The organism is Streptococcus sp. 151470009-6 (assembly GCF_053628175.1).
In genome coordinates this window covers 104,168-120,235 of the sequence record NZ_JBSEZF010000002.1, presented here as the reverse complement: position 1 = coordinate 120,235, position 16,068 = coordinate 104,168, and the positions used below count along the sequence as shown (strand labels likewise).

Sequence of the window (16,068 nt, the reverse complement as noted above, 5' to 3'; positions counted from 1 at the left end):
TGGTAAAGTGCATTTCAAACCAGACAGCGACTGCGTCAAGTAACTAAATGAAAAACTTGTTTTCTAGCTGATACTGAGTATAGTCTTTTTACCCTGAGCCTAGAAATAAGAAAGCGAGGTAACATTATGAAAGCAATCGGTACGAAAATGTTACAGACAGAGCGTTTAATCTTGAGAAGATTTGTGGAGAGTGATGCGGAAGCCATGTTTCAAAATTGGGCTTCGTCTGCTGAGAATCTGACCTATGTAACCTGGGATCCTCATCCTGATGTTGAGGTGACTCGGAACTCGATTCGAAATTGGGTTGCTTCCTATGCCAATCCCAACTACTATAAATGGGCCATTTGTCTCAAAGAGAACCCAGAGCATGTGATAGGAGATATCAGCATCATTGAAATGCACGAGGAAGATTTAAGTTGTGAAATTGGGTATGTTTTAGGAAAAAACTATTGGGGCCGTGGTATGATGACGGAGGCCTTGAAAGCTGTGTTAGACTTTTGTTTTACTCAAGCAGGCTTTCAAAAAGTCAGAGCTCGATATGCTAGTCTCAACCCAGCTTCAGGCCGTGTCATGGAAAAAGCGGGAATGTCTTATCTAAAAACCATTGCCAATGGTGTGGAGAGAAAAGACTACGTTGCGGACCTTATTTATTACCAGATAAGCAGAGAAGACAGGTAATTTCTTTTCTGTTTCTATCAAAGTCAGACCTTGTCTGGCTTTTTTTGTGCAAGATTTTTAAATAAGCTGATTAAATTCCTATTTTTCCCTATCATTGTCCCTGTTTTTTCTGGAGTTTTGGAGCTATAATAGTCCTATCAAATCAAAGAATGGAGGAAGGCAATGGACAATGTAATCTTTTTTATCAGTGTTTTTCTTGCTGGAGTTCTTTCCTTCTTTTCTCCTTGTATCTTACCCTTGTTACCGGTCTATGCAGGGGTCTTGTTGGATGACAAAGATGGTGCTCAGGTTTCTAGCGGAAAAATTTCAATCTCACTTGTTAGTTTATTGCGAACTCTGGCCTTTATAGCGGGGATTTCTTTTATCTTTATCTTACTGGGCTATGGAGCTGGTTTTTTAGGCAATTTGCTGTATGCTTCTTGGTTTCAGTATGTGACAGGTGCAGTTATCATTCTCTTGGGCTTACACCAGATGGAAGTTTTACATTTGCAGGGGCTCTACAAGGAAAGAAGGCTACAATTAAAGAGACAGGGGCAAAAGGGTAACGGCTATAGTCAGGCATTTTTACTGGGGTTTACCTTTAGTTTTGCTTGGACTCCATGTGTAGGGCCAGTTCTGGGGTCTGTTTTAGCCTTAGCGGCTTCAGGTGGTTCAGGAGCTTGGCAGGGAGCTGGTCTCATGTTGGTTTACACGCTGGGATTGGCGCTACCATTTTTGGTTCTAGCTCTCGCCTCCAGCTATGTTTTGAAACATTTTCGAAAACTCCATCCTTATCTCGGAACCCTCAAAAAAGTGGGTGGTTTCCTCATTATCGTGATGGGAATCTTGGTGCTTTTGGGAAATGCTTCTATTTTGACAAGATTATTTGAATAGAGAGGAAGAAGAAATGAAAAAATGGCAAACATGTCTCCTTGGAGTAGGCTCCATCTGTTGCTTGGCAGCCTGTTCGGATAAAAACATGTCAGACGAATCAACTATGAAGGAACAATCCAAAACAGAACAAGTCAGCTCGCAAACTGCCACCAAGGGTCAGGCGGTTGCTGATTTTGAACTAACAGGAGTAGATGGTAAGACTTATCGTTTATCTGACTACAAAGGCAAGAAAGTCTATCTTAAATTCTGGGCTTCTTGGTGTTCCATCTGTCTAGCTAGTCTTCCAGATACGGATGAAATTGCTAAGGATGCAGGTGATGACTATGTGGTCTTGACAGTGGTGTCTCCTGGTCACAAGGGAGAACAAGCGGAAGCAGACTTTAAGAACTGGTACAAGGGCTTGGATTATAAAAATTTTCCAGTTCTAATTGATCCGTCAGGCAAACTTTTGGAAAGTTATGGTGTTCGTTCTTACCCGACTCAAGCCTTTATAGACAAGGAAGGCAAGCTGGTCAAAACGCAACCAGGTTTTATGGATAAGGATATGATTTTAAAAACATTAAAGGAAATGAGGTAGAGAAAGGCTATGAATGATAAAGTAAAACTGTTTGTCTTGGCAGGGGTCATTCTCCTAGTCCTAACCGGTTTCTATTTTCTATTGATGCGAAATGCAGGGCAGACAGATAGCTCACAAATTGAGAAAGCGTCAGTTAGCCAAGGAGGAAAAACAGTGAAAAAAACAGAAGTTAGTAAAGACGCAGACTTGCACGAAATTTATCTAGCTGGGGGATGTTTCTGGGGAGTGGAGGAATACTTCTCACGCGTGCCCGGAGTGACAGATGCCGTTTCAGGCTATGCAAATGGTAGAGGGGAAACAACCAAGTACGAATTGATCAACCAAACAGGACATGCAGAGACTGTCCATGTCACCTATGATGCTAATCAAATTTCCCTCAAGGAAATCCTGCTTCATTACTTCCGCATTATCAATCCAACCAGCAAAAATAAACAAGGAAATGATGTGGGGACTCAGTATCGTACCGGCGTATATTACACAGATGACAAGGATTTGGAGGTAATCAACCAAGTCTTTGATGAAGTTGCTAAGAAATACGACCAACCTCTGGCAGTTGAAAAGGAAAACTTGAAGAATTTTGTGGTGGCGGAGGATTATCACCAAGACTACCTCAAGAAAAATCCAAATGGCTACTGTCATATCAATGTTAATCAGGCTGCCTACCCTGTCATTGATGCCAGCAAATATCCTAAACCAAGTGATGAGGAATTGAAAAAGACCTTGTCACCTGAGGAGTACGCAGTTACCCAGAAAAATCAAACAGAACGAGCTTTTTCAAACCGCTATTGGGATAAATTTGAATCCGGTATCTATGTGGATGTAGCTACTGGTGAACCCCTCTTTTCATCAAAGGACAAGTTTGAGTCTGGTTGTGGCTGGCCTAGTTTCACCCAACCCATCAGCCCAGATGTTGCTACCTACAAAGAAGATAAGTCTTACAATATGACACGCATGGAAGTGCGGAGCCGAGTTGGAGATTCCCACCTTGGCCATGTCTTTACGGATGGACCAGAGGATAAGGGGGGCTTGCGCTACTGTATCAATAGTCTTTCTATCCGCTTTATTCCTAAAGCCCAAATGGCAGAAAAAGGCTATGCTTATTTACTAGATTATGTTGATTAAGAAGTCTTTCCTAAGCAGTTAGAGGAGAATTTTGCTATACTGATACTAGTAAGTGACAAAGGAGCAGAGCATGACCTACACAATCTTAATCGTAGAAGATGAATATCTGGTAAGACAAGGCTTGACCAAACTGGTCAATGTAGCAGCCTACGATATGAAAATCATCGGTCAGGCTGAAAATGGAAGACAGGCTTGGGAATTGATTCAACAACAAGTGCCGGATATCATTTTAACCGATATCAACATGCCTCAGCTAAATGGCATCCAGTTGGCCAGTCTGGTCCGAGAAACCTATCCTCAGGTGCACCTAGTTTTTTTGACAGGTTACGATGATTTTGATTATGCCTTGTCTGCCGTCAAACTCGGTGTAGATGACTACTTGCTCAAACCCTTTTCTCGTCAGGATATTGAGGAAATGTTGGGGAAAATCAAGCAAAAACTAGACAAGGAAGAAAAAGAAGAGCAGTTACAAGATTTATTAACCGATAAGTTTGAGGGAAATATTGCTCAGAAAATCCAGTCCCATCTAGCTGACAGTCAGTTTAGTTTGAAGTCTTTGGCCAGTGACCTAGGTTTTAGTCCGACTTATTTGAGTTCCTTAATTAAGAAAGAGTTGGGCCTGCCTTTTCAGGATTACCTGGTGAGAGAGCGTGTTAAACAAGCCAAGCTCTTGCTTCTGACCACAGATTTAAAGATTTATGAGATCGCAGAGAAGGTTGGTTTTGAAGATATGAACTACTTTACCCAACGCTTTAAACAGATTGCAGGTGTGACACCTCGTCAGTTTAAGAAGGGAGAAGGTCGATGAAGCGTTCTTCTCTCCTAGTAAGAATGGTTATTTCCATCTTTCTGGTCTTTCTCATTCTCCTAGCTCTGGTTGGGACTTTCTACTATCAATCTAGTTCAGCAGCCATTGAGGCTACTATCGAGGGCAATAGCCAAACGACCATTAGCCAAACTAGCCACTTTATTCAGTTTTATATCAAAAAATTAGAAACCACCTCTACCAGTTTGACCCAGCAGACGGATGTTCTGGCCTATGCTGAAAATCCTAGTCAAGACCAGGTCAAGGGAATCCGAGATTTGTTTTTGACCATCTTAAAGGCTGACCAGGACTTGAAAACGGTGGTTTTGGTAACCAAGTCTGGTCAGGTCATTTCCACTGATGACAGTGTGCAGATGAAAACTTCCTCAGATATGATGGCTGAGGATTGGTACCAAAAGGCCATTCATCAGGGAGCTAAGCCAGTTTTGACACCAGCTCGTAAATCAGACAGTCAGTGGGTCATTTCTGTCACTCAGGAACTTGTTGATACAAAGGGAGCCAATCTTGGTGTGCTTCGTTTGGACATTTCCTACGAAACTCTGGAAGCCTATCTCAACCAGCTCCAGTTGGGCCAGCAGGGCTTTGCCTTTATCATCAATGAAAACCATGAATTTGTTTACCATCCTCAACACACAGTTTATAGCTCATCTAGCGAAATGGAGGCCATGAAACCCTATATTGAGACAGGGCAGGGCTATACGCTGGATCATCAATCCTACGTCAGTCAGGAACAGATTGCAGGTACTGATTGGACGGTTATAGGTGTGTCTTCGTTGGAGAAGTTAGACCAGGTTCGGAGTCAACTCATGTGGACCTTGCTTGGTGCTAGTACCTTATCTCTTCTTGCCTGTCTCTGCTTGGTGTGGTTCAGTCTCAAACGCTGGATCGCCCCTTTGAAGGACCTAAGAGAAACCATGCTGGAAATTGCTTCTGGTACACAAAATCTTCGAGCCAAAGAAGCTGGTGCCTATGAACTGAGAGAAGTGACTCGCCAGTTTAATGCTATGTTGGATCAGATTGATCAGTTGATGGCAGATGTGCGCAGGCAGGAAGAAGCAACCCGGCAGTATGAACTTCAAGCACTGTCGAGCCAGATTAACCCCCATTTCCTCTATAATACTTTGGACACTATCATCTGGATGGCTGAATTTCAGGATAGTCAGCGAGTGGTTCAGGTGACCAAGTCCTTGGCAACCTATTTCCGCTTGGCGCTCAATCAAGGAAAGGATTTGATTTCTCTTTCTGATGAAATCAATCATGTCCGCCGGTACCTCTTTATCCAGAAACAACGCTATGGTGATAAGCTGGAGTATGAGATTGATGAAGAACCTGACTTTGATAGCCTAGTCTTACCCAAGTTGGTGTTGCAACCTCTTGTAGAAAATGCTCTTTACCATGGTATTAAGGAGAAGGAAGGTCAGGGCCATATTAAAGTCTCTGTTCAGAAACAGGATACAGGGCTTGTCATCCGCATTGAGGATGATGGTGTTGGTTTCCAAGCTGCTGGCGATAGTAGTCAAAGTCAGCTCAAACGTGGGGGAGTTGGTCTTCAAAATGTCGACCAACGACTCAAACTTCATTTTGGAGACAATTACCAGATGAAGATCAATTCTGTACCCTCAAAAGGGACGACAGTTGAAATATACATAAATGGAATAGAAACTAGCTAACTCCCAGTCAATTCTGGGAGTTTTATGCGTAATTGGGCAAGCTTTCTAGGTTGTCTATCTTGCTAAAACGTAGAAAAAACGATATGATAGATAATGACAAAAGAGGTATCAAGTATGAAGGAAAAAGATATTCAAAGAGCAACAAGCCAGATTGTTGAAGATGTATTAGAAAAGGCCAATTTGAAGCAGGGATCCATCTTTGTTTTGGGCCTTTCTTCTAGTGAGGTGATAGGTGGTCAGATTGGCAAGGAATCCAGCCAAGAAATTGGGGAAATTATTGTGAAGACTATCCTAGATATCCTAGAAGAAAATGGAATTCATCTAGCCGTTCAAGGTTGTGAACATGTCAATCGGGCCCTCGTCGTTGAACGTCAGGTGGCAGAGCAGTTTGGTCTGGAAATGGTCAGCGTCCTTCCTACTCTCCATGCAGGAGGTTCAGGTCAGTTGGCAGCCTTCAAGTTTATGCAAGATCCAGTTGAAGTTGAATTTATCAAGGCTCATGCTGGATTGGATATCGGAGACACTGCAATTGGTATGCATGTCAAGCATGTTCAGGTTCCGATTCGCCCTGTACTGCGTGAAATTGGGTATGCCCATGTAACGGCTCTAGCTAGCCGTCCAAAACTCATTGGTGGTGCGCGTGCGCAGTATCCAGAAGATTCTATCAGAAAGTCATGAGAATGAAAAAAACAAAACAACAACTAGAAAAAATTACCAAATATTCCATTCGTAAGCTAACTGTTGGGGTAGGTCCTGTAGCCATTGGTGCCTTCCTTTTTGGTGCCAGTACCCTTTCAGTAGATAAGGTGCACGCCAATGAAGTCGGTGGTGCTCATAGTGTTCATTACCGTTATTTGGCGGAGCAGGAATTGACCGAGTCTGATAAAGCCTTGATTCATCATGAGGTTCCTACAGAATTTCAAGATGAAGATATTATTTATGTAGTTTATCGCAAGAAGGAGACTAACAGTCAACAACTTCCATACACAGGAAGTAAGGAGCTTGCTTTGGCAGGTCTTGGATTGGCAACAGCCTCACTAGCGGTTCTATTAGTTTCTAAGAAACACCGTAGTAAAGTACTTGGGATTCTGTTAATCAGCTCTATCGGCATCAGCAATTTTGTACCTTTTACTGCCTTTGCATTTGAAAATAAAGAATTGCTTTCTTATAACCAAACTATTTCTGCATCTACACATGAAGGTTTGGCTAAAGGTGTTATTCATATTGAAGGATATGAGTATGTTGGTTACTTTAAAGAATCAAAATCGACTATCAACACAAGCAGTAAAAAAGGCGAATCTTTAGTTCAAGAACCGCAAGCAGCATATACTGGAAAGGTTGAGGCTAAAGGCACTCAAGAACCTGGTAAAGAGGGCGAGTCTTTAGTTCAAGAACCACAGGAAGCATATACTGGAAAAGTTGAGGCTAAAGGTACTCAGGAACCAGATAAAGAAGGAGAATCCTTAGTACAAGAACCACAGGCGGAATATACAGGCAAGCTTGAAGCTAAAGGTACTCAGGAATCAGGAAAAGAGGGTGAGTCTTTAGTTCAAGAAGTACAGGCGGAATATACAGGCAAGCTTGAAGCTAAAGGTACTCAGGAACCAGGCAAAGAGGGAGAATCCCTAGTTCAAGAGTCACAGGCGGAATATACAGGTAAGCTTGAAGCTAAAGGTACTCAGGAGCTAGGAAAAGAGGGCGAGTCTTTAGTTCAAGAACCACAGGCAGAACATACAGGAAAGATTGAAGCCAAAGGTACTCAGGAAACGGGTAAAGAAGGTGAGTCGATAGTTCAAGAAAAGTTACCTGAATATAAAGTAGCTGAGGGTGCGGTTACGAAAGAAACCACTACGGAGATTGACTATAAGATAGAAATTATCGAAGATCCAACCAAGTATACGGACGAAGAAACTGTCATCCAAGATGGAGAAAAGGGTAGTCAAATTACCAAAACGACTTATAAGGCTCTCGACGGTATTGAGACCGATCAAGTTTTAAATACAACAACCATTGTCATCAAAGAACCAGTCATTAAAAAAATAAGCCGTGGTACAAAACCAATTGATGGAACTCTGGTAGAAGAAAGTCTTGAAAAGATTCCATTTAAGGAAGTTGTTAAAGAAGATGACCAACTGAAAAAAGGTGAAAGAATTACTGTCAAAGAAGGAAAAGACGGACAGAAAAAGGTTATAAAGACCTATAAGACAATTAAAGGGCTGAAGACTGAAGAAGCACCGAAAGTTGTCGAACAGGTTTTGGAGTTGGATCAAGATCGTATCGTCAAATTAGGAACTAAAAACTTTGAAAAACCAGTATTGACCATCACAGCAGTTGAGTCTAAGGATTTGAAGCGTACTTCAGATGTTAAGTATAGTCTAGAAAATCCAAGTAAAGCAGCCATTAAATCTATCACCTTAACTCTGAAAAAAGGTGATGAGATTGTCAAAACCTTGACTATTTCACCAGACAACTTAACAGCTAGCCTGACAGATTTGCAGTACTACAAGGATTATAAACTCGAAACCAAAATGGTTTATGACCGTGGTGAAGGTGATGAAGAAGAAGTTCTAAGGGAAGAACCGCTAAGAATTGACCTCAAAAAAGTTGAAGTCAAAAATATTAAAGAAACAAGCTTAATAAGTGTTGATACTGATGGTGTTGAAACGGATAGTAGCTTCTTAACTTCTGTTCCAACTGATGTAAAACCATACTATCTAAAAATCGCTACGCATGATAATAAGGTGACCCGTCTTGCTGTGGATAAAATCGAAGAAGTTACTGTCGATGGAAAAACACTATATAAGGTCACTGCTAAAGCTCCTGATCTAGTTCAGCATACTAATGGTAATGAACTCAGTGAAGAATATGTTCATTATTTTGCCAAGCCAAAATCTCATGAAGAGAATGTCTACTACGATTTCAATGAATTGGTAAAAGCAATGCATGCTAATCGTAAGGGGACGTTTAAGCTTGGTGCAGATTTGAACGCAGCAAATGTTCCAACTCCAAATAAACAATATGTACCAGGTGTATTTAATGGTCATTTAACAAGTGTTGATGGAAAACAGTATACCATTCATAATATCGCTCGACCATTGTTTGAGCGTATTGAAAATGCTTCTGTGAAGAATATCAATCTTGGCAATGTGAATATTAATATGCCTTGGGCAGAAAATATTGCACCCGTTGCAAGAATTGTTAAAAATGCTGTAATCGAAAATGTCAAAGTTACAGGCCATATTATTGCGAAAAATGATATTGCTGGTGTGGTTAATAAATTAGATGGTGAGGGCGCTAAAGTTAATAATGTTGCTTTCATTGGTAAAATTGATGGTGTTGGGGATAAAGGATGGAATCTTGCTGGTATTGTGGGTGAGATTTGGAAAGGCCATGCGAATAAAACATATGTAGAAGCTGATATTACAGCAACTAAGGCTCGGGTTGCTGGTCTTGCGTCTACTGTTGACAATAGTTCGGACCCTAATGGCATCGGTAAATATGGGACTGTACGAAATTCAGTTGCTAAAGGAACAATTAAAGTTAAATCACCTGTAGATGTTGGAGGTTTCATCAGTAAGAACTGGGTATGGGGCAAACTTGAAAATAATGTTTCAATGATGAAAGTTGAGAACGGTGAAGAATTCTATGGTTCCGGTGATATTGATTACGATGGGGGATACTTCACGAATAATGCTCTTGAAAGAAACTTTGTTGTAAAAGATGTTAGTGCGGGTAAACATTCGTTCAAATATTCTCGTTCACATAGAATTAGGGAAATTAGTCTCGAAGAAGCTAATACCAAGATTGATGCAATGGGAATCACTGCTGATAAGTTTGAAATTAAACCTCTAATTGAGGACACTCTTAACAATACGAAATCATTAGATAAGACCTATAAAGATACTCAAGACTACAGAATTGACCGGGAACTTGCTTATCGCAATATCGAAAAATTACAACCTTTCTATAATAAGGAGTGGATTGTCAATCAGGCCAATAAATTGGAAGCTAGTTCAAACTTGGTTACGAAAGAAGTTCTTTCTGTTACAGGTATGAAAGATGGGCAATTTGTAACTGACTTGTCAGATGTTGATCATATTATAATTCATTATGCTGATGGTACTAAGGAAGAAAAAGTTGTCACACGTAAAGCTGATTCTCAAGTCCAACAAGTTCGTGAATATAGTATTGAAGGATTAGGTGATGTTGTCTATACACCAAACATGGTTGTTAAAGATAGAACACAATTAATCAACGATATTAAAGCAAAATTAGTAGGTGTTGAATTGATTTCACCTGAAGTGCGTGCGTTAATGGACAAGCGGAACAAACCGCAAGAAAACACGGATGAACGAAAAAATGGTTACATTCGCGATTTATTCTTAGAAGAAAGTTTTGATGAAGTAAAACAAAATCTTGGAAACTTGGTGAAACAAATTGTTGAAAATGAAGATCATCAACTAAATGATGATGAAGCAGCTCAACGTGCTTTCATTAAGAAAGTTAAAGACAATAAGGCCAACATTATGATGGGGCTTGCTTATTTGAACCAATACTATGGCATTAAATATGATGAATTGTCGATCAAAGATATTATGATGTTTAAACCAGATTTTTATGGTAAGAACGTGAATGTCTTAGATCGCTTGATCACTATCGGCTCAAAAGAGAACAATCTTAAGGGCGACCAATCCCAAGATGCGTATAGTCGAGTGATTGCAGGTGCTACAGGTAAAGGAAGCCTTCATGAGTTTCTAACATATAACATGAAATTGTTTACAAATGAAACCGATATGAATGTTTGGTTTAAAAAGGCAATTGAAAAGAATGCTTATGTGGTAGAACAGCCATCACTGAACCCCGATTTTGCTCATAAGAAGTATCGTCTGTATGAAGGGATTAATAATGGCGTGCATGGTCGGATGATTTTGCCTCTATTAAACTTGAAGAACTCGCATCTCTTCATGATTTCGACCTATAATACCATTTCTTTTAGTGCTTTTGAAAAATATGGTAAAAATACTGAGGAGGCTCGTGAAGCCTTCAAGAGTGAAATCAATAAGAGAGCAAAAGAGCAGGTGAACTACTTAGACTTTTGGTCAAAATTAGCTGCTGATAATGTACGTAATAAGCTCCTCAAGAGTGAAAATAGTGTTCCAACACCTGTTTGGGACAATCATGATGCGCCTGGTATCGGTTGGGCAAACCGATATGGTCACAAGGATGGGAAACCAGATTATGCTCCGATTCGAGAGTTCTTTGGACGGATTCATAAATATCATGGCTATCAGTATGGATATGGTGCTTACGCATATATCTTTGCAGCTCCAAATCAGCAAGATGCTGTCTACTTTGTTATGACAGAGTTGATAAGTGATTTTGGTACATCGGCCTTCACGCATGAAACGACTCATGTTAATGATCGTATGGCTTACTATGGCGGTTGGTATCATCGTGAAGGGACGGACTTAGAGTCCTTTGCGCAAGGTATGCTCCAGTCACCATCGTTGACAAATCCAAATGGTGAATACGGCGCCTTAGGTTTGAACATGGCTTATGAACGTCAGAATGATGGCAATCAAATCTACAATTATGATCCAAATAAGTTAAAGAACCGTGAAGAAATTGATCACTATATGAAGAACTATAACGAGGCTCTGATGATGCTGGACCATCTAGAAGCAGATGCAGTTATTGGAAAACACTTGGACGACAACAGTAAGTGGTTCAAGAAGATGGACCGAGAATGGCGTACGAACGCTGAACGAAACAATCTGAAAGGCGAGCCACATCAATGGGATAAATTACGTGATTTAACGGATAATGAGAAGAAATTGACGATTACGAGCATTGATCAATTGGTTGATCATAACTTCGTTACAAAACATGGTATGCCAGGGAACGGACGTTATCGTTCGGAAGGTTTTGACAGTGCTTACCAAACCGTAAATATGATGTCGGGTATCTTTGGTGGTAATACTAGCAAGAGTACAGTTGGTTCGATTTCATTCAAACATAATGCTTTCCGTATGTGGGGATACTATGGTTATCTTAACGGATTTATTGGTTACGCTTCAAACAAATATAAGGCGGAAGCTAACAATGAAAACAAAGGGTTGTTGGGTGATGACTTCATTATCAAGAAAATCTCTAATGGGCAATTTGATACTCTTGAAGCATGGAAGAAACATTGGTATAAAGAAGTCTATGACAAAGCTCAAAACGGCTTCACTACAATCGAAATCAATGGCAGATCTATCTCTACTTATGCTGAGTTAAAGTCCTTATTTGATGAAGCTGTTCAAAAAGACCTAGATAGCTTGGAAAATCCAAATATAAAGAATCATTATAAAAATACTGAAGATCTTAAATGGAAGGTTTACAAACAGCTCCTTCAAAAATCAGATGGATTCTCTGGAAATTTATTTACCAAAACATCGTTATAAAGTCGAAATGACTAAAAAGGTAGATCAGCTTTGTCTGTATCTGCCTTTTTGTGCTATACTTAAGATATGCATAGAAAAACAGTGATTGATTTTAGGGCTTTGGGGGAGAGATACACCTTTACCCAGCCGATTAAAGAGTTAAAAACGAGAGATTTAGCAGAAGTGGCGGACTTGCTAGCACAAGTGGAAAGCTACCAAGAGCAAGGCTATTATGTCGTGGGCTATGTCAGCTATGAGGCTGCACCTGCTTTTGAGGAAAAGCTAGCAGTTCACAAGCTTCCTCTACTGGGCGAATATTTGCTTTACTTTACCGTTCACGATAGGGTGGAAACATCCCCTATTCCACTGACTTATGAGGAAGTAGATCTGCCTTCAAAGTGGCAGGAAGTAACGTCTGAAGCAGACTATGAAAAGGCTATTGGGCAGATTCACCATCATTTGCGTCAGGGGGACACCTATCAGGTCAACTACACCGTCCAACTCAAGCAAGACCTAAGTGCCAATCCTTTTGCCATCTACAATCGCATGGTGGTAGAACAGGAGGCGGGTTACAATGCCTATGTTGAACATGATGAGATGGCAGTGATTTCCATGAGTCCAGAACTCTTTTTTGAGCAAAATGACCGAGAATTAACGACTCGTCCAATGAAGGGAACAACCCAGCGGGGAGTGACTGACCAAGAAGACCTTGCCCAAGCTAGTTGGCTAGAACAGGATCCTAAAAATCGCTCTGAAAATATGATGATTGTAGACCTTTTGCGCAATGATATGAACCGTATTTCTGAAGTTGGATGTGAGCATGTAGAACGTCTGTGTCAAGTGGAGCAGTATTCAACCGTTTGGCAAATGACTTCGACCATCAAGAGTCAGTTACGACCGGATGTGGACTTGGTTGCCATTTTTCGCTCCCTCTTTCCATGTGGATCCATCACAGGAGCACCGAAAATTGCGACTATGGAAATCATCAAGGACTTGGAGCCACAACCCAGAGGAGTCTACTGTGGAACGATTGGTCTCTTACTTCCAAATGGGCGACGAATTTTCAATGTCGCCATTCGGACTATCCAACTGCATCAAGGGAAAGCCATCTATGGAGTTGGCGGAGGGATTACATGGGATAGTACTTGGGAATCTGAATACCGAGAAGTTCATCAAAAGGCGGCTGTTCTCTATCGTAAACAAGCTCGTTTCAAATTGATTACTACAGGAAGAGTTAGCCAGAAGAGCCTGCTATTTGAAGATCAACATCTGGAAAGACTGACAAAGGCGAGTCGTTATTTTGCTTATCCTTTTGATCTAGAAGAACTGAGACAAAAGATAGAGGAAGAGTGTCAAGCTTGTGATTCCCACAAAGACTACCGTTTACGAATTAGTCTCAGCAAATCTGGAGAGATAGAACTCAGTCGCCAAATCTTAGCCCCCCTCAGTCCAAGTTTCTGCAAAGCCAAACTTTGTCTGCAAGAAGCAGATTTGAATCAATCATTTACCTACTTCAAAACCACTCACAGACCGCACCTGAGCTTAGGGGAACAGGAAATCATTTACCATAATGTGGCAGGAGAGCTATTAGAAACCTCTATCGGGAATCTAGTTCTGAAAATTGCTGGAAAACTTTACACACCGCCTACCAGTCTAGGAATTTTACCAGGAACTTATCGTCAGCATTTGCTGGAAAGAGGACAGGTAGAGGAAAAAGTTTTGACTTTGGCAGACTTGAACCAAGCGGAGACTATCTATGGCTGTAATGCAGTCAGAGGCTTGTATGAGTTGGAATTAATAGTATTGTGAGTTTTATAGATTAATAGTTTTTAGTATATATTAATACATATTTGTGTTATAATGTAACCGTAAACAATAAAAATTTAAAGGAGATTTTTGATGAAAAAATCAAAAAAAATTTTAGTAACTAGCTTAGCAACTGCAACACTGGGACTTATTTCATTTGCGGATACAACTGGAGACTTTCCTTTTTCGGCTCAGCATGTTTCTGCTCAAGAAAAGGACGCATCTAAAAATGGTAAGGTTGTAAAAGAGAATACAACTTCGGCGCCAAATCAAGCTGAGAAACCGAAAACACCAGCGCCGAAATCAGCACCGAAACCAGAGCCAAAGCCAGCACCAAAACCAGCGCCAAAACCAGCTGAGAAACCGAAAACGCCAGCTCAAAAACCTGCTGAGAAACCTAAAAATATAAGTCCTAAAGAGGATAAGTCCAAATCTACAGCTCAGTCTGGTTGGGTAGGCTCATCGTACTATGAAAATGGTGCTAAAGTTACTAATAAGTGGATTTTTGATAAAAAAGCTAATTCTTATTTCTATCTAAATTCTTCGGGAAACTATGTCCAAAATGCTTGGGTAGACAATTACTATCTTAAATCAGATGGTAAAATGGCCAAGAATGAATGGATTTATGATAAAAACTATGGGTCATACTATTATCTAACAGCAGAAGGTAGCTACGCTCGCAACACATGGGTAGGTAATTACTATCTCAAATCAAATGGTAAGATGGCTAAAGGTGAGTGGGTTTATGATAAGAACTATGGTTCGTACTACTACCTAACCGCAGAAGGTAGCTATGCTCGTGACGCTTGGTCAGGCAACTACTATTTGAAATCAAATGGTAAGATGGCTAAAGGTGAGTGGATTTATGATAAGAACAATGGTTCATACTACTACCTAACAGCAGAAGGTAGCTATGCTCGCAATGCTTGGTCAGGCAACTACTATTTGAAGTCAAATGGTAAGATGGCTAAGAGTGAGTGGGTTTATGATAAGAACTATGGTTCGTACTACTACTTGACTTCAGAGGGAAGTTACGCTCGTAGTACTTGGGTAGGAAATTACTATCTTAAATCAAACGGTAAGATGGCTAAAAGTGAATGGGTAGATGGTAGTCGTTACTATGTAGGAGCTAATGGATTATGGGAAACCAAATCATCAACCAATAGTGAATATTCTGCTGCTTTAGAAAAGGCAAAGAGTTATAACTCGCTATTCCATATGTCAAAAAAACGTATGTATAGACAATTAACTTCTCAATTTGATAAATTTTCAAATGATGCAGCTCAATATGCTATTGATCATCTAAAAGCTGATTATAAGTATAATGCATTGTTTAATGCTAAGAACTATAGAAAATTATTTAATATGTCTAAATCTGGTCTTTTCAATCAATTGACTTCTTATATAGATGGCTTTACAGAAGAAGAAGCTAATTATGCCATTCAACATCTTGACGACTAATTATTTAGAATAACTATTTTAACACTGATTGACAAGTCAAGTGCAACAAAGTTGTTCCTCTAATTAAGAGAGTATCTTTAAAGCTGTTTGAGTGAACTCAAACAGCTTTTTTTGCGGACTATAGCCAAGTTCAAAATAGAAGGTTCTCCTATTGTCTTTCCACTTAGAACAGAATGGATTTTCCAATTTCAAAAAGGGGTTGGAGTTTATAGGTGTGAACAAAGGCATCTATGCTATGTCCCGTTGGTTTCTCTCCCATTACTTCTGTAAATTCTTTCAGAAAGTCGTCCGATAAACCATCTAGTTTCAAATAATAGCTGGCTTCTCTAGTATACTGATAACGGTTAGGGGTAGCATCTGCATAATGGTGTAGGTAATAGATCTTCTGCCCATTGACTTATTTCACTTGTGTTATGGAACCACGATTCATTTTACGAGTAATAGTAGAGCAGTTTCCCCCAGTCTACGAGAAAACTCAGCAGATTTGAGTCCTACGTTTAAATAAGATTCAATTTCTAGTCGCTCAGCTTCAGATAAGTGCTTGTATGAGAATAATGAGTGGACATGTTCATCTTCCTTTATACTGTTTTTCGCAACTCTAGTATATCAGATGAACATGTCTTTTGTGTT

10 protein-coding genes and 1 pseudogene are annotated in these 16,068 nt (G+C 40.2%); 10 read left to right on the top strand and 1 reads right to left on the bottom strand.

The genetic code is table 11. From position 1 onward, the window contains the following. Nucleotides 1-126 precede the first annotated feature (126 nt). The 10 genes from ACUW6H_RS04055 (at nt 127) to ACUW6H_RS04010 (ending at nt 15,438) form a co-directional block, all read left to right on the top strand. Nucleotides 127-678: a GNAT family N-acetyltransferase gene (locus ACUW6H_RS04055; RefSeq protein WP_454361460.1), complete on the top strand. Its 552-nt coding sequence runs from the start codon at nt 127-129 to the stop codon at nt 676-678. Between the two features lie 162 nt (nt 679-840). Further along, the gene (ccdA2, locus tag ACUW6H_RS04050; protein ID WP_454361458.1) at nt 841-1,551 is read left to right on the top strand and encodes a thiol-disulfide oxidoreductase-associated membrane protein CcdA2; all 711 of its coding nucleotides are present in this window, start codon (nt 841-843) and stop codon (nt 1,549-1,551) included. A gap of 13 nt (nt 1,552-1,564) precedes the next feature. Beyond that, nucleotides 1,565-2,128 (top strand): redoxin family protein, encoded by a 564-nt coding sequence (locus ACUW6H_RS04045; protein ID WP_454361456.1) that lies wholly within the window; start codon nt 1,565-1,567, stop codon nt 2,126-2,128. 9 nt (nt 2,129-2,137) lie between these two features. Then, entirely contained in the window at nt 2,138-3,250 is a 1,113-nt protein-coding gene (msrB, locus tag ACUW6H_RS04040; RefSeq protein WP_454361454.1) for a peptide-methionine (R)-S-oxide reductase MsrB, read from the top strand. Between the two features lie 70 nt (nt 3,251-3,320). Beyond that, complete coding sequence (locus tag ACUW6H_RS04035; protein ID WP_414398267.1) at nt 3,321-4,058, top strand: response regulator transcription factor; 738 nt, start codon at nt 3,321-3,323, stop codon at nt 4,056-4,058. Further along, entirely contained in the window at nt 4,055-5,746 is a 1,692-nt protein-coding gene (locus ACUW6H_RS04030; protein ID WP_454361451.1) for a cache domain-containing sensor histidine kinase, read from the top strand. The genes ACUW6H_RS04035 and ACUW6H_RS04030 overlap by 4 nt, the downstream gene beginning before the upstream one ends. Nucleotides 5,747-5,860: 114 nt before the next feature. Next, the gene (locus tag ACUW6H_RS04025; RefSeq protein ID WP_454361449.1) at nt 5,861-6,424 is read left to right on the top strand and encodes a TIGR01440 family protein; all 564 of its coding nucleotides are present in this window, start codon (nt 5,861-5,863) and stop codon (nt 6,422-6,424) included. A gap of 2 nt (nt 6,425-6,426) precedes the next feature. Beyond that, a complete protein-coding gene (locus ACUW6H_RS04020) occupies nt 6,427-12,192 on the top strand; it encodes a ZmpA/ZmpB/ZmpC family metallo-endopeptidase (protein ID WP_454361447.1) in 5,766 nt (1,921 codons plus the stop codon). 66 nt (nt 12,193-12,258) lie between these two features. Continuing rightward, a complete protein-coding gene (pabB, locus tag ACUW6H_RS04015) occupies nt 12,259-13,980 on the top strand; it encodes an aminodeoxychorismate synthase component I (RefSeq protein ID WP_454361445.1) in 1,722 nt (573 codons plus the stop codon). A 90-nt stretch (nt 13,981-14,070) separates the two neighbouring features. Beyond that, nucleotides 14,071-15,438: an Ltp family lipoprotein gene (locus ACUW6H_RS04010; RefSeq protein ID WP_454361443.1), complete on the top strand. Its 1,368-nt coding sequence runs from the start codon at nt 14,071-14,073 to the stop codon at nt 15,436-15,438. Between the two features lie 199 nt (nt 15,439-15,637). Here the strand turns inward: ACUW6H_RS04010 and ACUW6H_RS04005 are convergent. Further along, nucleotides 15,638-16,020, bottom strand: a pseudogene (locus ACUW6H_RS04005) (IS30 family transposase); the annotation flags it as partial. Nucleotides 16,021-16,068 lie beyond the last annotated feature (48 nt).